Raw genomic sequence first — 22,315 nt, 5'->3', positions numbered from 1 at the left:
GCCCTCGTCGCAGATTACTTAACCCTTTACGGTATGTTGAGAGATGTCACTGTACCTACGGTATCAGAACCGGTGTTGTTGCCTGGGTGCCGGCCAGATGGGTAAACAGATCATCAAGAACCCGATTGGCCAGAATGAAGGTTTGCGAACGCCACCAGTAACCCGGTACCAGAAACGCCTGTCCGGCTTTGACGGCGTTCAGCGACTGCCAGATTGGTTTTTCTACAAACGCTTTGAGGTGAGCATCCTCTGCGGCTGCTGTTTCAGGATTGCTTGAGGCATAGGTGAAGAAGAAGATCGCATCACCATCGGCGAGATCGAGCCGTTCATCAGAGATCATAATGTATTGTGCTGCGCCGTATTCGGCTTGTGCGGCTTCACCGACAAACCGTTGTGATGGTGGTCGCTGCAGCCCGACATCGCTCAGTATAGCGCCGGGAGGTGTATCGGGCATCCACAGCGAAGTACCATAAGTACTGGTAGCAATTACTGAGATTTCCTGTTGGATGCGATCACCGAGCGCTGCTCGTAGCTCACTAATACGCTGTTCATAATTAGCCAGCATTGCCTCATACATATCAGAAGCATTGAGAACGTCGGCCCACAAGCGCATACCCAGTTTCCAGTCGTTGTAGATGACCGGATCGGCAAAGACTACGGGTGCAATCTGTTGGGCTTGATCAACATCAATCGTTTCACCTACCGTTGTGCCACCAACGGCTAGAATAAGGTCAGGTTTTAACAGGGCGACCTTCTCCAGATTGGCAGGGTAGCCAACATCTTCGACTGTCGTCAGCCGTTCGGCAAACTGCGGTGCGAGTAGGGGTAGCTCGCTCAAGATCCACCCACTGGTGGCCAGCAGGGTCTTCTCCGTCAGTAACACCATTTCAACGGAGGCCATGTCGAGGGCGATAATCCGTTCAGGATTTTCGGGAATGCAGAGTGGTTCGGTAGCAAGGAGTTCGTGATCAAAACTGCGAAAGCCCGGCTGACAAGACTGCGTCGCTGCGGGATCGGTTTGTGAGGCAACGGTTGGTGTGGCGACCGTGAGAGCTGGTGTTGTTGCCAGATCAGGTGTGCTGGTCGGGTTTTGACCAGCGGTCTGTTGAGCACAGCCTGAGATCAGGATCAGGCATACGATCAGCATGGAGATGCGCTGAAACGCTGTCATAGATGGTTCTCCTGTAGACACAAACATTTGGTGATGACTCCGCTTAACCGGACGGTTAGCTATCAACATACCCCTCAACGTTGTGCAGCCTGTGTTGTCGGGTCGCCATCAACAGCGGCGGCAAGCTGGGGTACCAGTTCTTCAAATACGAGCGGCAAGCTCAACACACTGCTATAGACCAGGGCCGGCCCGACCAGATCACTCTCGGCGTCGCCGGTAGAGTCAAGCCAGATGACGCGACCTTCCTGCGTGGCGCGTAGTTGTTGAAAGAGCGGATTAGCTTCAATAACAGCTCGCTGTTCAGGAGTAACCGTCCAGATCAAGACATCGGTATCGAAAAGATCAAGGCGTTCACCGCTAATCGAGCCGAAGAACGATGTGCTGGCTATCTGGTCGAGTTCGGCAGGGAGTACAAAGCCGAGCGAGGTTAAAAAGCGCATCCGTTCGTGTTGGGTGCCAGAGAAGAAGAATTGTCCTTCGTTCGCTGGTGAGGCAATGACCGCTGTGGCGCCGGCAAACTGTGGATACTGCTGTCGGAGTTCAGCAAAACGTGCTTCAATTGAGGAAATTAATGCCTCAGCCTGTTCTGATCGTCCGAGCGCCTGCCCGATTACACGAGTTTGTTCCTGCCAGGGGACACCAAAATCGACGTAGGCATCAGATTGCGCGAGCGTGGGGGCAATCTGACTCAGGGTGTTGTACTCCTCTTCGGTAATACCGGCAGAGACGGCGATGATCAGGTCTGGATTTAGGGCGGCGATGGTTTCAATGTTGAGCTGACCAAAGGGCATGTTGAGAACTTGCGGACGAACGTCACCGAAGGCAGCTTCTTGCCACGGCCAGGCTGTGCGTGTGGCATCACCAAACCAGTAGCGTACCGCAATGGGACGCACGCCCAGGGCGAGGATCGGGTCCTGGTCGGTGTATCCTAGCGCAATTACCCGTTGTGGCGCCGCCGGGATGGTGGTGCTTCCATACTTGTGTTCGATGGTGACGGGGAAGGTTGCAACAGTTGAAGCAGGTGTTGCGCCAGGCGCACTTGTCGGTGCGGGATTTTCCGTAAGTGCATCTGGTGCGCTCGTAGGCGTGACAGTCGCCGGCGCACCTCCACAGGCGGCGAGCAGAGTGAGCAGGATGACAAGGATGAATAGTCGGTATACCATAGTGAAGACTCCGTTCAGGGATTGACAAGATAGTTCGGCTCCGCAAGGATTTGTCGTTGGCACGTGTTATTGACTTGTAACCAGGTGCTTGACGAGATCTCTCCAGTGTTGGAGAGAACGATCATTGTTCCGCTACGCATCGGCTTTCGCTCACTGCTGGGTCGCGACAAATGTCTGCCAGCGGTTCACTATATCAGACTCGGTTGCAACCGTCCCATCGCCCAGCAGCGCTGCACGCACATCCTGCACGATCCAGTCGACACTGAATGCGTTGGACGAGAGCCACAACTCGGCGACTACGTTGACAACCCGGTTGGCTTTGACCGCGCCGAGCGTCGCCCAGAGCGCTGATGTAATGAGCGTGTCAGGGTTATAGGCGCCACCACTCAGCAAGAAGATTACGTCGGCGTCGTGGTCGTTCAGACGCTCAGCCGAGATCGTGATGAATGGGTTTGTCGGCTCGGTCGAAATGTCTTGCGCTGCTGGTCGCTGCAACCCGACCTGTTCGAGGATCGAACCGACCAAGCCTGTCCGACTCAGCGCGAAAGAGTTGCCTGCGATGCTTCCGATCACCGAAATCGTTTGACCGGCCTTTCCCGCACTGGATAGGTCAGTCTTAAGCGTGGTCAACCCACGCTCGATTCGGTCGATGAGGGCAGCCGCGGCCTCAGCGCGACCGACGGCTGTACCGGTCACCTTAAGCTGATCCTGCCATGATGCGGTGTACTCGATCACGGTGGTCGGCGCGATTAACTCCAGCTTCTCCTGAGCTGCCACCGTCGTTGGGATCGACACACCCACAATGGTCGCCGGCTTCAGCGCGGTAAGTGCTTCAAGATTGCCCCCGTCGCGTGAGGCTAGCACCGTCTGCACACCGGCGGCGTCGAACACCGCTTTAGCACTGGCATAGCCAAACGTGAGAAAAACACTCGTGGGCTTTACACCAAGCGCAAGAATTGACAACCCGGCAAACTCGTCGAGCGCTACTACTTGCAGGGAGGTATTGCCGGCGGCAGTTGGCGCTACTGACGTTACCGGGTTGACGGGACTCCACGATCCACAACCAGTTAGGGCACCCAGTGCCAGCAGCCCTGTACCGATCAGGAAGCGACGACGTGTCACCAGTCGTTCAGCCAGTTCAATTCGCTCGAAGAGGCTGAGGTGAGCCGCACCGTTAATCTGGAGCCACATGGCAAGTTCACCCAGATCTGTGGTGTTGGGGGCATGATGAACGAGAGCATCGAGAGTGCTCATGTCGGTTTCGACGGATGTGGTAGCAATCATTTTATTCCTTACCTTTCCGGGTCATACAAACAGAACTCCTCTGCGTCAATCGGACGTAAGGCGCAACGATCATTGGCAGAGGCTGGTACGGCGATCCCGTAGGCGATACACAACGGTACGCCGCTGCGCGGATCGGGCACGACTGCACCCTCGACGCCGAACACCTCACGCAGCAATGCTGGAGTAACTACCTCGGTGGGCGCACCAATAGCGGCGACTTTGCCGGCTTTCAGCGCGATAATGTGATGAGCATGCCGAGTTGCATGGTTCAGGTCATGCACTACCATCACGATGGTGCGCTGTTCGCTGCGGTTCAGCCGCTCCAGCAACTGAAGCACTTCGATCTGATGCGCCAGGTCTAGAAAAGTAGTTGGCTCATCAAGGAGAATGACCTCAGTTTCTTGCGCCAGCGTCATCGCGATCCAGGCGCGTTGCCGCTGACCACCCGATAGGGTATCGACCGGTCGTTCAGCCAGGTCGGTCATGCCGGTCAATTCAAGCGCTTTGACAACGGCGCTTTCGTCGTCGGCAGACCACTGCTGAAACCAGGATTGATGAGGGTAACGACCCTGTGCAACCAGTTCGCGGACGGTTAGTCCTTCTGGCGCCACCGGGCTTTGCGGCAGAATACCGAGTTGTTTTGCCAGTTCACGGGTTGGCATCCGATGAATGGCTTTGCCATCCAGATAGGCTGCGCCTCCCCTCGGCGCCAGTAAACGGGCTAACCCGCGCAACAAGGTGCTCTTGCCACAGCCGTTTGGTCCCACCAGCGCGGTGATCTGACCACGCGGGATGGCAACATCCATGTCGTGGATGATGATGGTTTGATCATAGGCCAGGGTAAGTTTCTCAGTATGCAACATAGATCATTTCTTTCTCAGATGATCCCGATGCGTGTAGACGTAACATGTTCATCGCTTTTGCTGTCGCCACAGCAATCCGATAAAGAAAGGTGCGCCAATGGCAGCGGTAACCAATCCGGCAGGTAGTTCGATGGGTGAAAACAGCGTGCGCCCCACCAGATCGGCCAGGACGACCAGGAGTGCGCCGATGATGCCGGCGGTTGGCAACAAGCCGCTATGATCAGGACCAACCAGTCTCCGCCCGATATGTGGCGCCATTAAGCCCACAAAGCCAATCGTACCCGCAGCAGCAACTGTTGCTGCTGCCAGGGCGACCGCTGTGAGCAGTAACAGGCCGCGCCGCCAGGCCACTGGGATGCCTAATCCCTGCGCGACTTCTTCACCCAGATTGAGGGCGTTGAGATCGCGAGCCAGAAAGAAGGCCAGTGGTACAAAGATAACGATCCACGGCAAGAGGGGCCAGAACTCTTCCCACGAGCGTCCGTAGACACTGCCCGTGATCCAGACCAGCGCCCGTTGTACATCCCAAATATCGCCAAAGGTGATCATCAAGGTTGTGGCTGCGCTACAGATTGCCCCCAATCCAATGCCGACCAGGACCAATCGAATGGGAGAATCGCCGCCTCGCCAGGCCAGAAGATAGATCAATGTGGCGACCGTAACAGCACCGCCGAAAGCAGCAATAGGAATCACGCCGGATGGTACGTTGCGTACGACCACGATAAGGGTCACGGCGCTGAGGCTGGCGCCGGCGCTGATGCCAAGGATGCCGGGATCGGCCAGTGGATTGCGGGTCAAGCCCTGGATAATCGCTCCAGACACCCCAAGTGCCATGCCGACTAGCGCAGCGACGAGCATACGCGGTAGACGTAAAACGTTCACGATGAAGGAATAGTCTTCATTGCCGGTCGGTAGGCCGAGCACAGTCCGTATCACATCGAGCGGTGGGATAGGGTATGCACCGACCCCAATGTTGATCACCATTGCTGTGATCGTTGCCAGCAGTGCCAGAGTCAGTACCGGCGGCACACGTCGGTCAATGCGAAAAGAAAGACCACGGGTGCGCAGGGTTAGCCACGGTGACTGCTGACCACGGGAAGATGGAACCTCAACACTCATGCCGTTACCTCTTCCTGAACGAGCTGCTGTTGCTGGGTGTACTTCTGCGCCATGTAAGCGAGGAGTCGTGCCTGCCGATCTTCGGCAGTGCGGTGGGGGCATGTCAGGCAATACTCACCACCTTCAGTTTTGTACCAGTAACAGCAAGTAGCCCGCCGGAGAAAAAGCTGCCGGTTTTCACCGTAACTGAGCTGGATCAACCCAACTTGCCGATTGTTCAGCGGCGAGCCGGGTACACGGATCACTGCCTCAACTTCGGCTTCGATCTGGGTCGGGTCAAACGCTGCATGTTGCTGGGCAAGCCAGATCAGCGCATTGGCTACTGCATCAGCAACGTTCAGCCATAGACCGCGCGGTTTGCAACCTAACGCCGCGCAAATGTGTTCAATAACCACCGCAAAGTGCGACTCAATACCTGTCCGCATCGCATCCCGCAGCGCTGCGCGATCGGGCACGATAGTCGCATCCGGGTGTTCTGCTGCCGGGTCATCAGGTAAGGCGCTAAAGCGTCCGCCGAGGAGAGCCAGTGCGTCTGCCTGGTGCTCGGCAGTGAAGTGGACGCGCGTATTGGCAGGGGCCAAATCTGGCACCCGCTGTTCAAACAGATAGCACGCCACCACGGTAGGAATAATTGGCCACTGGTAGTTCTGCAACAGCGTGCTACCGATAATAGCCGCAGATGTTGTGCGCAGGCGGGTCTGTTCTGCAGCGATCATGCTCGTGAGCCAGGGCGAACCTGACACAAAATCATCTGCTACGGACACCCAATTTCCATCGGCAGGTATGCCAAATTCTGGTTTGAGATACTCACTGATTGTGCGGATCCGGTCCAGCGTTTGCGCTAATGGTTGCATCTCGATATTCCTCTCATGCGATCAGGTACGCTGATGATGCCATCGCCAGCCACTCATATCACCCTTCACGCTGTCATCGTTTCACCCGCCAGCGCACCAGATAGACGAAGAAGGGTCCGCCGATCAGGGCGGTCATGACCCCAACCGGCAATTCGGTTGGGCGAATGATGAGGCGTGCGGCCACGTCAGACAGCACCAGAAAGGTGGCGCCAATCAATGCGGCATAGGGTAAAATCCAGCGATAATCCACTCCAACCAGAAAACGCACCGCGTGGGGAATGACCAGACCGACAAATCCAATCGGACCGGCAACGGCCACGCTGGCGCCGGCCAGAAGCACGGTCGCTATGGCAGTCAACAGCTTTACCCAGCCGGTGCGTTGACCGAGACCCTTCGCGATCTCGTCACCCAGTGAGATGGTGGTGATCTGCCGCCCCAGCGCCAATGCCAGTAGCAATCCACAGATCAGGTATGGCGACGCCTGTGCCAGCAGGTTGAGATCACGGCCGGCGACGCTGCCGGCCAGCCAGAAGCGCACCTCTTCGAGGGTACGTTGATTGAAGATCAGGATACCGGTGGTGAATGATGAAAGCAGTGCGGTAAGTGCGGCACCGGCAATCGTGATCTTCAGCGGTGTAGGTCCACCACGACCAATTGAACCGAGTGCATAGACCGCCAGTGCAGTGAGTGCGGCACCGGTAAAGGCAAACAGAGCGTACAGGTACAACGAACCAATCTTGAGAAAGAAGACGGCAGAAACGACACCCAGTGCCGCCCCGGTTTCAATGCCAAGGATGCCCGGATCGGCCAGCGGGTTGCGGGTCAGTCCCTGCATCAGTGCCCCGGCCACCGCCAGCGCTGCGCCAACCAGGGCTGCCACCGCCGCGCGCGGCACCCGCAAAGTACGGATGATCAGGTGCTCGGTCGATGCCGGGTTAAAGGCGATCAGTGCCTGCCATACATCGTTAGGCGCGATGTCCGCAGCGCCGAAAGCGATGCTGCTCAGCAGGGCAAGACCGAGGATGATTGCACATACCGGTAAGCCAAGCAAGAGCATCTGGCGCGAGCGCTTGATGCTGATGGTCTGTGTGCTAGAAGTATTTGCAGCAACTGTAGCCATCGAAAAAGGCTCCCTCTATGCTACGCTAGTGGTAGTAACAATCGTTCAATGTCATCCAGAACTCCTTGTGCCGAGCGTAGACCGCCAAATGTTTCCCAATGGGCACCGGTTACCTCAAAAGCTCGTCCGGCTCGGACAGCGGGTATTTGTTGCCAGATTGGGTTGGCGAGCAGTGAGCGGACACTGCTGATTTCTTCTGGGCTAATGCCAGGGTAATTGGCGCTGTATAGCAGGACATCTCCTTTGAGTTCAGGTAATACTTCCAGGCTCAATGCCTTGAAGAAAGTGTCATCGCTGACAATCTCATCGGCAGGTCGTTGAACTCCCGCATCCGCAAGGATCCTGGCAGGCGCCCATGCTTTCGGACCCTGAAGATAGAGCAGTGGTGTTTCCCCAATTAAGGAGAGGTATGACACTGTGAGGTCTGGTATACGAGATCGCAGCAGAGCTACTCGTTCTTCGTATGCTGCAATTCCTCGTTCAGCTCGCTCATAGGTGCCGGTCGCTTCGCCCAGGGCGCGATGTTGCTCTTTCCAATCGAGGGCTGTAGGAATTGATCACGGTTGGCGCAATCTGGCTTAGTTCTTCGTAAGGTGGTTCGACAAAATCGATCCCAATGATAAGATCGGGCTTCAGAGCAGCTACCGTTTCCAGGCTACCGAGTCGTCCATTTCCGATACTCACAATGTTTGCACTCTCTTGGTCACTTAAGCCTGGATAGACTGCCGGACTTCCCAGACTGACTGAACCAATGACAGGAACACCGAGTTCGACTAAAGGCGTCAGTGTGAAGAAGGCATCGAGTGCGATAACCCGTTGTGGTTTAAGCGGCACGTCAGTTGTGCCATATGCATGCCGCACCGTGCGCGTCGCCGCCACCGTCGCCGTTGGTGCGGCAGCCTGCTCCTGTGTCCCACAGCCGGTGATCATGCCCAGGGCTAACACCCCTGCACCGATCAGGAAGCGACGGCGGGTGATCAGCCGCTCGGCCAGTTCGATGCGTTCAATTGGGCTGAGGTGCGCTGCGCCGTTGCACTGCAACCAGGTAGCCAGTTCTAGCAGATCGTCCGTGGCCGGAGCGTGGGGGGCAAGATGATCGATGCTCCATGTGTCTGTGGCAATGTGTTGCGTGTCCATTGTGATGTGCCTCTTGCTTTATACCTATCTGTCAACGAAAATCCCCTGCCGTGTTAAGCGAACGTGAAGAGAGAATCTGTTCAATATCGTTCAGAACAATGAAGAGTGCATCGACCAGTCGAAAGCCCCAGACTCCATAATCGACGGCGAAGATTTGATTGTTCTGACCGGCGAACGTCGCTGACAATAGCTGTAAAACTTGTGGCTCTGGCTGCGTACCGGCCTCAACGCCGATGAAGATGACATCGGCATCGTAGTCGGCCAGGCGCTCCAGGCTAATCGCGGGAAACGGGTCATTGTCAACGTTGCCATTCGTTTTTGATCGTCGTGCGCCAAGATCGGTCAACACCCGGGTGCCAGGGGTCAGATCGAACAGGATCAGGTAGTTATCTTCAGCACCGACACCGTAGCTGTCGATGCGGGTATATTCGAGGGTGTTTAGCGTATCAGCATAGCGTTCTCTGAGTGCTGCGATCCTCGCTTCGTAGCGGGCAAGCTGCTCGTCGATCCGATCCTCCACGCCGACGAGCGATGCCAGAAAGCGCTGGTTCGATAGCACATCGTCGCCAGCAGTCTGATCGATCAGGACAGTCGGCGCGATTGCTGTCAGTTGATCGAGGATCTGTTGGTGTGAGCCACGTGTGCCCAGGATGAGATCAGGTTGTAAGGAAGCGATTGCTTCAAGGTTCGGCTCGTACAATAACCCAACCTCAACCGTCTGCTCCAGTGCTGGCGGGATAGGGCCGAGGGATCGTAACCGCTCGAAGGGATCACCGAGTGTAATGCTGCCCATGCCAATCGGAGCAAAGCCTAGCGATGCCAGTGCATAGGCGTTGTCCAGATCGTGTAAAGCCACCACGCGCTGCGGCACGGCTGGCACCTCGACCCTTCGCCCCAGGCCGTCGACAACCGTGCGCGTTGTTGCCACCATCGCCGTTGGTGCGGCAGCCTGCTCCTGCGTCCCACAGCCGGTGATTATGCCCAGAGCTAACGCCCCTGCACCGATCAAGAAGCGACGGCGGGTAATGAGCCGCTCGGCCAGCTCGATGCGTTCAATCGGGCTGAGGTGCGCTGCGCCCTGCTGGCGCAGCAACTCAGCGATTTCAGTGATGCTCAGGCCACGCAGGTCGAGCTGATCATAGCGACTGAGCAGAGCGTCGGTAGTGTCAATGAGCGTTGCAGCACACATGCGAGTGTTCCTTTCAATTCGTGGTACTTCCATCCACCAGTTCCGCCGCTTCCAGCACCGGCACTGCTGCTAATGTTGGTCTTCCGCGCAACAGCCACAGATTCGGCACCAGGAGGATGGCACTGGTCACAAATGCAGCGCGTAGCGAGCGGTTGCCGATTGCGCCCAGAGGTAACCCGCCCGCCAGTTGCCCCAGCGCGTCACTTTGCCCACCGAGCGAGAGCACCGTTGCCCGCACCCGTGAGTCGTCGATCTGCGCGTTTTGCCAGGTGCTCAGCAGGGGGCCGATCAGCCCACGTGCCACACTGAAACCGAGAAAAGCGATCACCGCGATGCCAATGTGCGGTGCTAGCCCGTAGATCAATAGCCCCGCAACCATCACAGCCGTAAACCCGAACACCAGCCGTTGCGTCTGGCGCTGATCGTCGGAGCGCAGGCGGCGACGTAGCACTTCGGCGGCAGCGATTGACAGCAGCATCTCAATGCCAATGAGCGCTGCAAGCAGCACAATAGGTGCAATAGGCGTCAGCGCAGCCAGATCAAAGGTGAGTACCAGATGGCTCTGCCACAACCGATCCCAGGCCTCGCTGAACAGCCCAAAGAAGAACAACACGGCGAGGAGCCGTAGCAGATACGGACGACGGCGTACCAGCCGCACCCCGTCGCGCAAGGTCGTTGCCATGCGGTGCCAGGTAGTGCGTTCGTCATCAACGGCGCGGCGAAAATGGGTTTCGGGCATAGCAATCAGGCAATACGCGGCACCGATAATGAACAGGCATCCGCCTACCAGGACCGGCAACCCCAGGGCTATGCTGCCCAGGATAGCACTACCGGCCAGGCCGCAAAGTGCTGCAACCCGTGCCACCTGCTCGCCGCGCAACAGGGCTGATCCAAGGTGCTCCTGCCCCAGCTCATCGGCCAGCCAGGCATCATAGGCGCCACTGACGCACGTGATCCCCACCCCCCAGATAACAGCGCCCAGGACGGCAATCGGAAACGTCGGCACAAGCGCTTGCAGCAGATACGCTCCGCCAGTGAGCGTGAAACCGAGCATGATTGAGAGTCGACGGCTGATCAGATCGGCGATCACGCCGGTGGGTACTTCACAGAGGAGTATCGTTATCTCAAGGACTGATCCGACCAGAACCAGTTGAAGCGGTGACATGTTTACTACGGTGAGCTGGTAGATCGTGAACCCTGTCCAGATCAAAACATGGGCACCGTCGATGAGAAAGCTCAGGATCAAATGTGTGCGGTAGGCAGGATTCACAGACAAACATTCCCTCTTCAGATGCAGACGTAAGGTACGTATGAATGTGCCGCGACCATTTCAGGGGCGGTTGGCAGCGCTGACGTTGCGCAGAAGGGTGTTTCAGGATCATATAATGCCGATAGTTAGTGTATGCTAATTACAAAAATTTGTCAAGTTAATAGTTGTAAAATAGTGTATATTGGCGCACGAGGGAGATGACATCTTGGGGTATCCGCAGTAGAACGGCGAGAAATGGGATGTCTATCTGTGCCTCTCATCACAATTCAAGCCAGCGACAAATGGTGTATTATAGAGGCAATTATCAGCCGCAAGCTACTTGAGAGCGCGCGGTAATCGTGATATATTAGGCACAAGATTTGACATTTAGAGAATGAATTAGTATTACTCCATCGACATGCAGGATGCGTGGACGGCAGAAATGCCTGCTTGAGATTGAAAGGTGTCTCGTGTTGAGTCGGCTGTCCCATCCGGTAGCATCTGGCGATGTGAGTAATACCTAGAAAAGTCCTGCGTGTGGAAACGCCGTTGACGATTGTGGGTCATCTGGCCCCTGATCTCGACTGTCTAACCGCAATCTGGTTATTGATGCGGTTTGGCCCGGCTAAAGACGCCGATTTGAAATTTGTGCCTGCCGGTCGCACCTGGCAGGATCAGCCGGTGGATTCTGATCCGCACGTCATTCATGTCGATACCGGTGGTGGCCGGTTCGATCACCACCATACCGCCGATCCGACGCTCAGTGCTGCGGAACTTGTCCGGCGGGCCGTTGCACCTGATGATGAGGCGCTCCGTCGTTTAGTCGATCAGGTGACCCGGATCGATCACGCTGATTACCGACCGGGAAATGTCTTTTTCAATATCACCGATCTGATTGCCGGTTATAACGCACTCTATCCCAACCGACCACATCACGTGGCGCAAGCGATGCTGGCTAATCTCGATGCCTGGTACGAGCACGAGGTGCGGCAGTTGCGGTTCGAGCAGGCGTTCCAGCATCGCCTGGAGTTTGAAACGCCGTGGGGGTTGGGTATTGCCGTGCAAAGTGCGGATGGTGGCTCTTCCCGGCTGGCGTTTAACTACGGGGCAGTGCTCTTTGCCTACCGTGACCGCCGTGGCTATATGGGAGTAACGGCTCAGCGTCGTTCGAGCGTTGATCTGAAACCGGTGTACGATACGCTGCGTCAGTGCGATAGCCAGGCTGACTGGTATCTGCATCCCAGTCACCGGTTGTTGTTGTGTGGTACGCCGAAATCGCCACCGCGCCACTTTTCGCAGCTTTCGCTTGAAGAGCTGGTAGAGATTATTCGCCGCCGCTGAGAAGCGCTTTCCGGCACGTGCTATCACCTTGCTATCCGGCTGGTCGGTAATGACCAGATGTGCTCCTGGCGGGGTGATGTATGTGTCGCTCCCGTCTTCGCCAATCCTCAGCTTCAGCGCGTTGTATCCTCTCTGTCCAGACGGCCTGCCTGCGAGCAACGGGCAGGCCATTGCCGCTTGCCCATGCGTCGCAGGGATTATTGCCATCCAGACCACATTCACCATCAGGCGCGGGTGTGCATCCCGGCCTGTCTGTGGCGTAGCTGTGATGTGTGGAAAATCACGTTCTATGTCCGACAACGGTGCCTGCGCAAGGGTAAGTCTCTCCAGAGTATTGCCAAAGCGGGTATAATACAGGAGAGCTGTATCTAATGAACCACTGTGGGAGATGCCGTGCGCGATTTTACCTCGATTGATGATATTTTCAGCCGCCCGCGCGACGAAAACATCGAGCTGCTCAAGATGTGGGCAGGGACGACGCTGGCTTTTGCGATTGTGCAAACTGGCGCATCAAATCTGCTGAGTAGCACGTTCTTTGTGAACCTGGTCGTGGCGGCAGTGGTGGCCGGAGTGGCCTTCGTCCTGCACGAGCTGGCGCATAGAGTGGTGGCCCGTAGCTACGGCGCAGAGGCTCATTTCATTGCGAATGATCGATGGTTGCTCTTGTCTATCGCGATCAGTTTTTTTGGCCTCTTTATTGCAGCACCGGGCGCTGTCTGGCACCGTGGTCTGTTGACGATGCGCCAGAGCGGGATCATTGCGCTGGCCGGCCCGGTGACCAACCTGGTGTTGTCGGTGTTGTTTCTCTTGCTGCTCTTTCCGGTTGTGATCTTGCAACCACCATTTGTTGATCTGCTGGTGACGATCTGCTATGTCGGATTTCGCTTCAACGCCTGGATTGGTCTGTTCAATATGATCCCGGCTGGCCCGTTTGATGGGGCGAAGGTGCTGGCCTGGGACTGGCGGGTATTTGCGGTGACGACAGCCGTTGGGGTTGGTTTGAGTTTTCTGCTTAGCGATGATCTGTTGTTTACATTAATACAAACCTTCGTTCGCCTGTTGTAAATAGCTGCTGAGGTTTTCATGCGTATTCCATTAATCGCCGGCAACTGGAAGATGTACAAGACGGTTGGCGAAGCAACGACGCTGGTGCGCGATTTGCTGGCCGGTCTCGGTGAATTATCGGATCGCGAAGCTATCGTTTGTCCGCCCTTCACCGCACTCGCTGCCGTGGCAGCGCTGGTCGCCGATAGCCCGCTGGGGTTGGGGGCGCAGAATCTGTACCCCGAAGCGCAGGGTGCGTTTACCGGTGAGGTCTCGCCGCCAATGCTGGTTGATATTGGCTGTCGTTACGTCATTATTGGTCATAGCGAGCGTCGTCAGTATTTTGGCGAGAGTGATGCGTTTGTGAATCGAAAATTGCGTGCCGCCCTTGCCCATGGTCTGCGTCCCATTGTGTGTGTTGGCGAGAGTAAGCCCCAGCGTGACGCCGGGCAGGCCGAGCCGATTGTGACGGCACAGGTGCGTGCTGCCCTGCTTGAGGTGCCTCCGGATCAAATGGCAAACGTGGTGATTGCTTACGAGCCGATCTGGGCCATTGGTACCGGCGATACGGCAACTCCTGCGGATGCGCAGGCGATGCATGCGGCAATTCGGGCAACTCTGGCCGAATTGTACGGTTCTGAGATTGCCGCAACGGTACGTATCCAGTACGGTGGCAGTGTGAAGCCGGATAATATCGACGAATTGATGGCTCAGCCCGATATTGATGGTGCGTTGGTTGGTGGTGCTTCGTTACAGGCAGCCAGTTTTCTGCGGATCATCCATTATCAGTAGATGGAACCTGAACGTAGTTCAGCGCAACAGACGTGCAGGCGACGGTTACTGAAGCCGTCGCCGTTTGCGCTTTCGGCTACCTCATACTCGTTGCGACAGATGTTCGTGACACTTCGACTGCACCTTGTCCACCGTTGTGGGCGGGGTGCAGTTTTTGGTCGTTCCAGGGCTATAGCAGAGAAGAATCCATGCAAGAACTGTTGATTATTATTGCGCTGGCGTTGGCTAACGGTTTATTCGCAGCAACCGAGCTGGCGGTGGTCTCGGCCCGGCGAGGCCGGCTCGAACAACGTGTCGAAGAGGGGAGTCGTGGGGCGGCGGTTGCTCTGCAATTGCAGGAAGACCCCGACCGCTTTCTGGCAGCCGTGCAAATCGGGATTACGCTGATCGGGACGCTCAATGGTGTCTTTGCCGGGGCAACCCTCACCAACCAGATTGCGCCCTGGGTGGCACGTTATGAATGGCTGGCACCTTATGCCGACCAGGTGGCTCAGTTTCTGGTTGTGTTACTGGTGACCTATCTATCACTGGTGTTGGGTGAACTGGTTCCTAAACGGATCGCTCTGCAAAGTGCGGAGTCCATCGCCACCCTTATGGCGCGGCCAATGTCACTGCTTGCCCGCATCAGTACGCCAATCATTATGTTATTGAGTGCCTCAACCCGGTTTGTCCTGATGATCCTGGGTAGGGCAAACGTCGCCGAAGAACGGGTGACCGAGGAGGATATTCGAGCGCTGGTGCGCGAAGGCACCGAAACCGGTGAGGTTGAACTGCAAGAACAGCAATTTATTGATCGGGTCTTCCGTTTCAGTGACCGGGCGGTGCGCCATATTATGACGCCGCGCCACGAAGTGGAAATGGTCGCCGCTGACCGCACCCTCGGCGAAGTCATTGATGAGTTGCTGGCAAGCGGTTACTCGCGTTTTCCCGTCTACGAAGAGACACCCGATCAGATTGTGGGGATTGTCCATGTGCGCGATCTGCTTCTCCTCTACCGGAAACAGGGCGAACAGGCGCTGGTGCGTGAAGCTGTTTCGCCACCGCTGTATGTCCCGGAAAACAGTCGTGCCTCGGCGTTGTTGACGACGTTTCGCCGTAGTCGACGGCATATGGCGCTGGTGGTCGGTGAACTGGGCGGGATCGAAGGCGTTGTCACTCTGGAAGATGTGTTGGAAGAGATTGTTGGTGAAATTGACGATGAGTATGATGATGCAACGCCCCCACCGATTGTGCGCCGCGAGGATGGCTCGTATCTGGTAGAGGGTTCGCTGCCGATTGATGAGGTGCGCACGCTGCTCGATGTTGACGAGCTGCCCGAAGAGGAGACGTATCGCTACGAAACGCTGGCCGGTCTGGTGATCAGTCTGATCGGACAAATTCCCCGTGCCGGTGATGTTGTGCATTGGGGGGAATGGCGGTTTGAGGTCGTGGATATGGATGGTCTGCGCGTCGATAAGGTGTTGATCTCACGCGAGCCGGCTGCCACCTGAAGAGGTTTTGGACCGTGGGCCGGTGATGTTGTTTATTGGGGTGAATGGCGGTTTGCGGTCGTGGATATGGATGGCTTGCGCGTCGATAAGGTGTTGATCTCACGCGAGCCGGCTGCCACCTGAAGAGGTTTGGTACCGTGTGCCGATGATGTTGTTTATTGGGGGGGATGGCGGTTTGCGGTCGTGGATATGGATGGTCTGCGCGTCGATAAGGTGTTGATCTCACGCGAGCCGGCTGCCACCTGAAGAGGGATCGTACCGCGGCTACCATCAGGACGTGAGGTGGGCTGCCAACCCGCCCCACGCCCGTTAGCATGGGTAGATGAACTTACCCTAGATCACCCTGATCCCCTGTCAGGCTGGTTTATTGCGCCCACAACGGCCAGCGATCCTGGGCAGTGTTTTGTGTCACCTGCTGCACGATAGCGCCATCACTGACATTGAGAATGTAAATCTCGAAGTCACCGTCACGATCACTGGCAAACGCGAGCTGTTGGTTGGTAAGTGACCAGGTTGGCGAGTCGTCGGTTGCTGCGTTGTTGGTCAATCGACGCACATTACTCCCATCGCTGTTCATCACATAGATTTCCCAGTTCCCGTCGCGGTCGCTGGCGAAGGCAATCGTCCTGCCGTCAGGTGAGATGCGCGCGAAGCGGTCGTTTGCTGCGTTGTTGCTCAGGTTGCGAATATTGTTCAGACTTATGCTCGCAAAGAGGTCATCAATGTAGTAGAACACGATAGTAGCCCGATAGATCTCAAAGTTCCCCTCACAATTCGTAACCCAGAACAGATAGCGACCATCGGGCGACCAGGTCGGGCTTTCAACATTACATGGCCGGTCGTAGGCGGTAATTGGACTGGCGTAGCCGCGCAATGGTGACACATTCAGGCGGCGAAGGTAGAGTTGTGGAATCCCCTGTCGCTCGGAGACAAACGCCAGCAGCGTACCATCCGGCGACACCGAGGCGTTGTACTCGCTCCCCGGAATGCTTGAGGAGTCGTTATCCGATGGCGGGAAGTTACCGTCAGCATTGCTGTAGCTAATCCGAACCACGCTAGCGCCGGCTGCCTGCTCACCGGCATCGGCAGCAACAGCATTGAGCAAATAGATCTGGCGATACTGAGGACTATTCCGCCGTGAGTCAACCACCAGAAAGTGTTGGTTAGGGTCCCAGCTTCGCCGCCACGAGAAGGCCACCGTCTCACCATTGTTGAAGGTCAACCGTCGTCCACCGCCGTCAAAGGTGGCGCGGTAGAGTTCCCAGTGGCTGCCGGTGTCGATATTCGAGGCGTAGATCAGCGGGGTGGCCGGATCGGGGGCAACCCACGGTGCACCCAGATGCGGATAGCGCCACTGAAAGTAGTGCTGCCCGACATTCCCCATCTCGACCTGATAACCGGGCGGATTGTCCGGGGTGTAGGTCAAGACCCGTCGCTCGAAGAGCTGCACCAGGACATCGCGTTCGGTATCACCAACAACGGCACGTGTCCAGTAGGGATCGGTGATCGGATAGCCCATCGCGAAGAGCCAGTCAACAATCGGTGCGGTAACGACGCGCCCATTCTCAACGACGCGGCCACGGGCGTTCATAAAATCCCAGAAGACACGCGGAATGTTGTGACCCGTCACGCTGTTATACTGCACAATCGTCGTTTCGGGCCGGGCAAGATCCTCGCGAATACCAATGTTGCCGCCGCGAGCGATCACAGCGGAGACGCGCTCGTTTAGTCGTGAAGGATCACGGTAGCCATTGTCAATTGTTGCGATACCGGCGAAATCGCGGTAGCCAGGGGCAATCGTGTTAGCAGCGCGCGGATTACCGGCGACCGGTACGTCTGAAGGATCGCGATAGGTGACATCGTAGGGAAAATCACCGAGCTGCATTCGTCCGCTGACCAGCTCTTTCACCAGAAGGCCGTTCGTTACAATGCCGTCGTCAGGGCGATTGATCTCCATGCGGGCTTTGTCAAAGTACTGAACGGTGCGAATTGCATTGGGGCTTTCCCGGTAGAACTCGCCGTAATCGAACCACGGTCCTGGTCCCCAATACCAGGTGCGTCCACCACGCACGGCCTCGCTGTCGGTACGGCTCCAGATGGCTGCAAAGCGCGGGTCGGCAAAGCTGGTGCGCCCGGAGAAGGGTGCGGCGGCGAGCGGGGCCACGCTGCTGAGCATGAGCGCACCGATCAGGGCGAGCATGCTCCACATCATTCCTGGCCGGTACATAACATCCTCCTTGAATTACTGCCTGATACACCCTGTAGACGATATTATAATCCCTGTAGTTCCCATAACATCTGATATTAAGCTCAAAATAGTGTGAAGATAAGATGAGTTTTGTCGTAAAATGTATAGTCTGCTTAAGCAATCATTCTTTGTGACAAATTACACAGATTTTAAATATGAATTTTTGTAAAAACAAAGTTAAAAATCTCAAAAGCATCGATTATGAGTAAATTTTTTGAGAGTCGGTTTGGCTAGACTAAACCCAGCTTTCCATTATTAAAAACGATACCATTGAGATAATAATGGAAGACGGACAGTATGGGCAGGGTGGATAGAACTTGTGCTGGGATTTGGGTAATAGTTTCAACCTGAGTCTGGTACGAAGTACAGTACGTGCTACCGGTTAGCATAGCACGCGATTCAAGACGAACCCTTCCGCTACCCCCTCGTTCGTCACATCCCGCGTATGACAACGTGAACGGGCACATGGTATCGTCCGTAGGGACGAGTAGGGGCGGGTTCAGAACCCGCCCCTACCGAACCCGCCCATCCGCATTATGCAGGTCATGCCCATGGCAGGATTTGATATAACGCAACTTTTTATCGTATCAGGAAGCGCCAGATCAGACCTTTGCGCGCCCCTCTCCCGCGCAGCGGGAAAGGGGCGAGGGGTGAGGGTTTCAGGGTTTTCCCAGGCTTCATATCCTGCCTACGCCCCCATGTTCTATCCGCCGTTGAACTCTCCAGGGGACGGGATCGTCAGCGACTGACTACCGGCACATAGAGATAGATCCGTTCGACAGTTACGGTCACGGTACCGCTGGCACTGTTCGTGCCATCAGAGATGGTGTAGTCAAACTGGTCGGTACCAACGAACCCTGAGCGCGGGGTATACGTGATAGTTCGCGTCGTGTGCGTGGTAGTTCCGTTTTGCGCCGGACCGACACTGGTAATCTCAAGGTTATTGCCCTCGTCGTTGGCCAAGACGTTGAACGTGGAAGTTTGACCGGTGGAGGTTGTGAAGTTGTCAACCGTTGTCTGTGGTGTACTGGCAGTCTGATTACCGTTGCGACAGGCGTTCAGATTATCCGTGCGCTGTAAATCCCATTCGTTATTATCATCAGGTACCAGGTAATCAAGGACCGGAAAACGGTGTTGGTAGCCGACACTTGACTCTTCCACGAGTTCGTAGTAGTAGGGGTGGAAGCGATAGCGGCAGGCCTGCACCCAGTTCATGCTCTGACCATCATACTCGCGAGGGAACCCTTGAATCAGGCCACCCATTTCAAAATTCTCGCTCCAGGACGTGCTTTGAACGGTTTCACTGGCAATACCGGCACTGAATTCCTCGCCAAAACCCGCCTGTAAGTTGACGATGAGGCCGGCCTCGATGTCAATCTCATAGCCAATGCGCGTCACGTTCGAGAGTTGTTCACGCCGGATCTGAGTCTCCTCTTGCGATGTTGTCAGCGACCATTCCGTCTTCGCATTGCCACGGCCCACCAGGATACCGATGTCGTAGTCACGTCCATCCCACAGGAGTCGACCACGGGTCTTCACCCATTGATAGGTGTCATTGTTTGTGGTGTGATAGGGGTTATAGAGTAACACCTCAAAGAAACCATCGTTGGGATCGGTGTCGCGTAGATCGAGCGGATAGCGATCCGGCTCCAGATGATTGGGACCAAAGACCTGGACCTCTGCCAGTTTGAGCATGTCAGTTCCGGCCAGTTGCACACGAATGTAGCGACCCCGCACAGGTTGGTCATTTACATGCGTGAGGAACGTCGTCACAGGACCAATCGGGTCACCGGTTGTCAGGTCTACACCTAGATCGGCCAGCGTGTAGTGAAAGACGCCCGGCACACCAATGAGATTGGCAGGATCGGTATGGCCACTCATGGTGCGAAAGTCGTTATTAGAGACAAAGATGTGAACATTGGTATGGTGTCCGGGACTCCAGATCCGAATCTTATCGATAGTCTGCACTGAACCCAGATCAACCTGCCACCACGGATTGGCTTGCAGATTGGTTTGCGCAACCGTCCCACTGATAAAGCTGCCGGCAACAATCTGACTATCTACAGCCAGTGCAGCCGCACTCGCATTACTGGACTGGTCAGTGTAGGTGCCACGGAACAGCGCGAGACTGCTCCAATCACGGACAACCGGGATCCATTCCGTCTCGCTGCTATTGTTTCTGTCCCAGCTATCAAGCTCTTCGGCTGTAAGTGGCAAGCTATTACTAAAGGGAATGTACTCGCAGAAGCGTACTGACGCATCAGTTACAGGTAGTGGATTGGTGCCGTTGCTCATCTGATAGCTGTAGCACTTGTACTGAGCCGGTTCGTAGACAACAGCATCGCTACCCCACGAGTGACCCAATGTTTTGATCGTCGATGTTACGGTCTCCGTCGCACGAGTGTTGCTGGTCGCATACTCGCGAGCACCGGTTGCACGGGCCGAGGCGCTGAATCCGGTTACTTCTACACCTACCCCAACATATGCCGAAACGGTATGTGATCGCTCATACGTCAGGGAGTTTTCAACGCCAAACGATTGACTGACCGAGCGCCCAATTGATCCACCTTTTTCACTCTGATCGCCCTGAATGTTTTGCCAGAATGGTGGTACGAACCCTACGGCAGTAACGGTGTACTCGGTCACACTGGCACAGCTTCCCCCGGCTACGCCGCGCAACGAATTGTTATCCCAGTCACCCATCACGATCTGCGGATCACTATTGAAGGCTGGATCGGAACGTCGCGATCCCTTTAATTGGAGACCGGTGGCCTGACCCTGACTGTTGAACCCTTGCTGAAGATAGATCATCTGGAACCCGAAGTTTGACGTTGAGTCGGTAAAGGCGGCTACTACGTCGTCCCGGTTATCTCGATCCAGATCATCAACGGCCAGCGCCAGGTAGCGCACCCAATTACGCCCATTTTGATTATTCCACCAGTGGTCAGTTGTTGCCAGTTGTGGTGATGGGGTGTTCAGATTGATCAGCCGGATGGTCTTAATATTCAGACCGGCAAAATTACCATTGCTGACGCCACTACTGTTATAGCCCAGGACAATCTCCTGACGACGGTTACCGTTCCCGGCAGCGATACCGTCAATGTCGCCGGTTGCCATGACGAAGGTAGAAGCGTTGGCGTCTTCTACCCATTGCAGATTGCTTCTAGCCAGCGCACCGGTTCTGGTATTGAAATCAAACGTATACACCTGGAGGGTTGGACTAATCCCTGGCGTATCGTTTTGGCTCGTACTATACGCCAGTATCACCGAGTCTTGACTATCGCCATTGAGATCGGCCAGATCGATCTGAAGATCTATTGGGGTGGGAAACATTCTCGGTGGTGATGAACGCTCGTGTACGCAGCCGAAAGCTCAGGTTTGATCCACTGCCCTGGTTATAAGTGGGGTCGTATTCCAGGTAGACAAGCTGCACATTGTTGGTATTTTCCTGGAGAAACGCCACGACGATGTCCAGGTAACCGTCGTTATCCAGGTTCCCTACTGCTACGTCGATCAATGTCGCTTGATTGCGATTCTCGGCATTTGATGACCAGGCAGCCACTTCATTCAGCGTGCCGTTGGCTGCTCCTTCCCGGATACTGACTCTCAATGCATTATTGCCACGAGCGGCAGTAACTATTTGCTGGCTGCCATTATCTCTGCCCAGCACATCACCGGCAGCCATTGCGCGCTCGATATAGTTGGTTTCAGTAGCAACGGTGGTGACAACCCAACCGTATCCATCGCTCCAACTCCAGTCCGTACCATCGTTCCAGCCGTTGCCATTGCCGTGAACGACAAACTGGGTACGCCCGATAGCATCAGTAAAACCCTGCACAAACTCCACTTTACCATCACCATTGAGATCGGCAGCAGTGGCAGCCAGCCAGGAGATGTTGTAGCGATTCTGGGCATCATTGGCGAAAAGACCTTCTTCGATAAGCTGGATATTTCCTGGTTGCTGAGGCTCGCCGAGGTTGTTGAGAGAGGCATTTAGCCCATTGCTGGTTCCGCGAAAATCGGGACTTCCCTTAAAACTGACAAAGATCTCGCGTTCTTTCCCCAATTCCACCACTCGGCCAAACGGACTATCACTGCACGAAAGTGGTGTTCCTTGCGGTGATTGCGCGGCAGCTCCTGGGATGAGTAGGATCAGGATGGTAATACCTATGAGAGTGCTTGCCAGAATGATCATGATATTTAGACGGGAGACTGCAAGTTGTCGGCATTTCATGGAATACCTCCTGTGTT

Annotated in this window: 16 protein-coding genes and 1 pseudogene; 4 read left to right on the top strand and 13 right to left on the bottom strand. The window is 55.7% G+C overall.

Annotation, left to right across the window (positions count from 1 at the left end):
• Nucleotides 1-55: 55 nt before the first annotated feature.
• The 10 genes and pseudogenes from CAUR_RS20135 to CAUR_RS20085 all read right to left on the bottom strand — a co-directional run bounded on the left by CAUR_RS20135 (nucleotide 56) and on the right by CAUR_RS20085 (nucleotide 11,170).
• Nucleotides 56-1,171: an iron-siderophore ABC transporter substrate-binding protein gene (locus CAUR_RS20135; protein ID WP_012259667.1), complete on the bottom strand. Its 1,116-nt coding sequence runs from the start codon at nucleotides 1,169-1,171 to the stop codon at nucleotides 56-58.
• 74 nt (nucleotides 1,172-1,245) lie between these two features.
• Nucleotides 1,246-2,334 carry an iron-siderophore ABC transporter substrate-binding protein gene (locus tag CAUR_RS20130; protein ID WP_012259666.1) on the bottom strand — a complete coding sequence of 363 codons (1,089 nt, stop codon included), beginning with the start codon at nucleotides 2,332-2,334 and terminating at the stop codon, nucleotides 1,246-1,248.
• 150 nt (nucleotides 2,335-2,484) lie between these two features.
• Complete coding sequence (locus CAUR_RS20125) at nucleotides 2,485-3,618, bottom strand: ABC transporter substrate-binding protein (RefSeq protein ID WP_012259665.1); 1,134 nt, start codon at nucleotides 3,616-3,618, stop codon at nucleotides 2,485-2,487.
• Nucleotides 3,619-3,626: 8 nt separating this feature from the next.
• Nucleotides 3,627-4,481 carry an ABC transporter ATP-binding protein gene (locus CAUR_RS20120; protein WP_012259664.1) on the bottom strand — a complete coding sequence of 285 codons (855 nt, stop codon included), beginning with the start codon at nucleotides 4,479-4,481 and terminating at the stop codon, nucleotides 3,627-3,629.
• Between the two features lie 48 nt (nucleotides 4,482-4,529).
• The gene (locus tag CAUR_RS20115) at nucleotides 4,530-5,600 is read right to left on the bottom strand and encodes a FecCD family ABC transporter permease (RefSeq protein ID WP_012259663.1); all 1,071 of its coding nucleotides are present in this window, start codon (nucleotides 5,598-5,600) and stop codon (nucleotides 4,530-4,532) included.
• Nucleotides 5,597-6,454, bottom strand: coding sequence for an IucA/IucC family C-terminal-domain containing protein (locus CAUR_RS20110; protein ID WP_012259662.1), 858 nt, complete (start codon nucleotides 6,452-6,454; stop codon nucleotides 5,597-5,599). The genes CAUR_RS20115 and CAUR_RS20110 overlap by 4 nt, the downstream gene beginning before the upstream one ends.
• Before the next feature lie 73 nt (nucleotides 6,455-6,527).
• Complete coding sequence (locus CAUR_RS20105) at nucleotides 6,528-7,574, bottom strand: FecCD family ABC transporter permease (protein ID WP_012259661.1); 1,047 nt, start codon at nucleotides 7,572-7,574, stop codon at nucleotides 6,528-6,530.
• A 20-nt stretch (nucleotides 7,575-7,594) separates the two neighbouring features.
• Nucleotides 7,595-8,504 (bottom strand): annotated as a pseudogene (locus tag CAUR_RS21670) (iron-siderophore ABC transporter substrate-binding protein).
• A 238-nt stretch (nucleotides 8,505-8,742) separates the two neighbouring features.
• Complete coding sequence (locus tag CAUR_RS20090) at nucleotides 8,743-9,900, bottom strand: iron-siderophore ABC transporter substrate-binding protein (protein WP_012259660.1); 1,158 nt, start codon at nucleotides 9,898-9,900, stop codon at nucleotides 8,743-8,745.
• A 13-nt stretch (nucleotides 9,901-9,913) separates the two neighbouring features.
• Nucleotides 9,914-11,170 carry an MFS transporter gene (locus tag CAUR_RS20085; protein WP_012259659.1) on the bottom strand — a complete coding sequence of 419 codons (1,257 nt, stop codon included), beginning with the start codon at nucleotides 11,168-11,170 and terminating at the stop codon, nucleotides 9,914-9,916.
• A gap of 516 nt (nucleotides 11,171-11,686) precedes the next feature.
• On the opposite strand from CAUR_RS20085, the gene CAUR_RS20080 reads away from it, so the two are divergent.
• The 4 genes from CAUR_RS20080 to CAUR_RS20065 all read left to right on the top strand — a co-directional run bounded on the left by CAUR_RS20080 (nucleotide 11,687) and on the right by CAUR_RS20065 (nucleotide 15,816).
• A complete protein-coding gene (locus CAUR_RS20080) occupies nucleotides 11,687-12,490 on the top strand; it encodes a hypothetical protein (RefSeq protein WP_012259658.1) in 804 nt (267 codons plus the stop codon).
• Nucleotides 12,491-12,871: 381 nt separating this feature from the next.
• Nucleotides 12,872-13,555 carry a zinc metalloprotease gene (locus CAUR_RS20075; protein ID WP_242604997.1) on the top strand — a complete coding sequence of 228 codons (684 nt, stop codon included), beginning with the start codon at nucleotides 12,872-12,874 and terminating at the stop codon, nucleotides 13,553-13,555.
• Between the two features lie 18 nt (nucleotides 13,556-13,573).
• The gene (gene tpiA / locus CAUR_RS20070; RefSeq protein WP_012259656.1) at nucleotides 13,574-14,326 is read left to right on the top strand and encodes a triose-phosphate isomerase; all 753 of its coding nucleotides are present in this window, start codon (nucleotides 13,574-13,576) and stop codon (nucleotides 14,324-14,326) included.
• Between the two features lie 188 nt (nucleotides 14,327-14,514).
• The gene (locus CAUR_RS20065; protein WP_012259655.1) at nucleotides 14,515-15,816 is read left to right on the top strand and encodes a hemolysin family protein; all 1,302 of its coding nucleotides are present in this window, start codon (nucleotides 14,515-14,517) and stop codon (nucleotides 15,814-15,816) included.
• Nucleotides 15,817-16,180: 364 nt separating this feature from the next.
• Here CAUR_RS20065 and CAUR_RS20050 read toward each other — a convergent pair whose 3' ends face one another.
• From CAUR_RS20050 to CAUR_RS20040, 3 genes are all read right to left on the bottom strand, one after another.
• On the bottom strand, nucleotides 16,181-18,043 hold the full coding sequence (locus tag CAUR_RS20050) for a TolB family protein (RefSeq protein WP_012259654.1): 1,863 nt from the start codon (nucleotides 18,041-18,043) through the stop codon (nucleotides 16,181-16,183).
• Nucleotides 18,044-18,802: 759 nt separating this feature from the next.
• Nucleotides 18,803-21,397 (bottom strand): Ig-like domain-containing protein, encoded by a 2,595-nt coding sequence (locus CAUR_RS20045; protein WP_242604996.1) that lies wholly within the window; start codon nucleotides 21,395-21,397, stop codon nucleotides 18,803-18,805.
• Entirely contained in the window at nucleotides 21,342-22,298 is a 957-nt protein-coding gene (locus CAUR_RS20040) for an FG-GAP-like repeat-containing protein (protein ID WP_012259652.1), read from the bottom strand. Before CAUR_RS20040 ends, CAUR_RS20045 begins: the two co-directional genes overlap by 56 nt.
• Nucleotides 22,299-22,315 lie beyond the last annotated feature (17 nt).

This window comes from Chloroflexus aurantiacus J-10-fl, from assembly GCF_000018865.1.
In the GTDB taxonomy this organism is placed as follows: Bacteria; Chloroflexota; Chloroflexia; order Chloroflexales; family Chloroflexaceae; genus Chloroflexus; species Chloroflexus aurantiacus.
Note: the sequence above shows the minus strand (reverse complement) of the source record. Positions and strands in the feature narration are given on the sequence as shown.

What these genes read in the sequence shown, in the direction of transcription:
- CAUR_RS20065 (WP_012259655.1), top strand. Translation starts at nt 14,515, where the DNA reads ATGCAAGAACTGTTGATTATTATTGCGCTGGCGTTGGCTAACGGTTTA.
- CAUR_RS20090 (WP_012259660.1), bottom strand. Translation starts at nt 9,900, where the DNA reads ATGTGTGCTGCAACGCTCATTGACACTACCGACGCTCTGCTCAGTCGC.
- CAUR_RS20125 (WP_012259665.1), bottom strand. Translation starts at nt 3,618, where the DNA reads ATGATTGCTACCACATCCGTCGAAACCGACATGAGCACTCTCGATGCT.
- CAUR_RS20135 (WP_012259667.1), bottom strand. Translation starts at nt 1,171, where the DNA reads ATGACAGCGTTTCAGCGCATCTCCATGCTGATCGTATGCCTGATCCTG.
- CAUR_RS20120 (WP_012259664.1), bottom strand. Translation starts at nt 4,481, where the DNA reads ATGTTGCATACTGAGAAACTTACCCTGGCCTATGATCAAACCATCATC.
- CAUR_RS20130 (WP_012259666.1), bottom strand. Translation starts at nt 2,334, where the DNA reads ATGGTATACCGACTATTCATCCTTGTCATCCTGCTCACTCTGCTCGCC.
- CAUR_RS20050 (WP_012259654.1), bottom strand. Translation starts at nt 18,043, where the DNA reads ATGTACCGGCCAGGAATGATGTGGAGCATGCTCGCCCTGATCGGTGCG.
- CAUR_RS20105 (WP_012259661.1), bottom strand. Translation starts at nt 7,574, where the DNA reads ATGGCTACAGTTGCTGCAAATACTTCTAGCACACAGACCATCAGCATC.
- CAUR_RS20110 (WP_012259662.1), bottom strand. Translation starts at nt 6,454, where the DNA reads ATGCAACCATTAGCGCAAACGCTGGACCGGATCCGCACAATCAGTGAG.
- CAUR_RS20115 (WP_012259663.1), bottom strand. Translation starts at nt 5,600, where the DNA reads ATGAGTGTTGAGGTTCCATCTTCCCGTGGTCAGCAGTCACCGTGGCTA.
- CAUR_RS20040 (WP_012259652.1), bottom strand. Translation starts at nt 22,298, where the DNA reads ATGAAATGCCGACAACTTGCAGTCTCCCGTCTAAATATCATGATCATT.
- tpiA (WP_012259656.1), top strand. Translation starts at nt 13,574, where the DNA reads ATGCGTATTCCATTAATCGCCGGCAACTGGAAGATGTACAAGACGGTT.
- CAUR_RS20045 (WP_242604996.1), bottom strand. Translation starts at nt 21,397, where the DNA reads ATGTTTCCCACCCCAATAGATCTTCAGATCGATCTGGCCGATCTCAAT.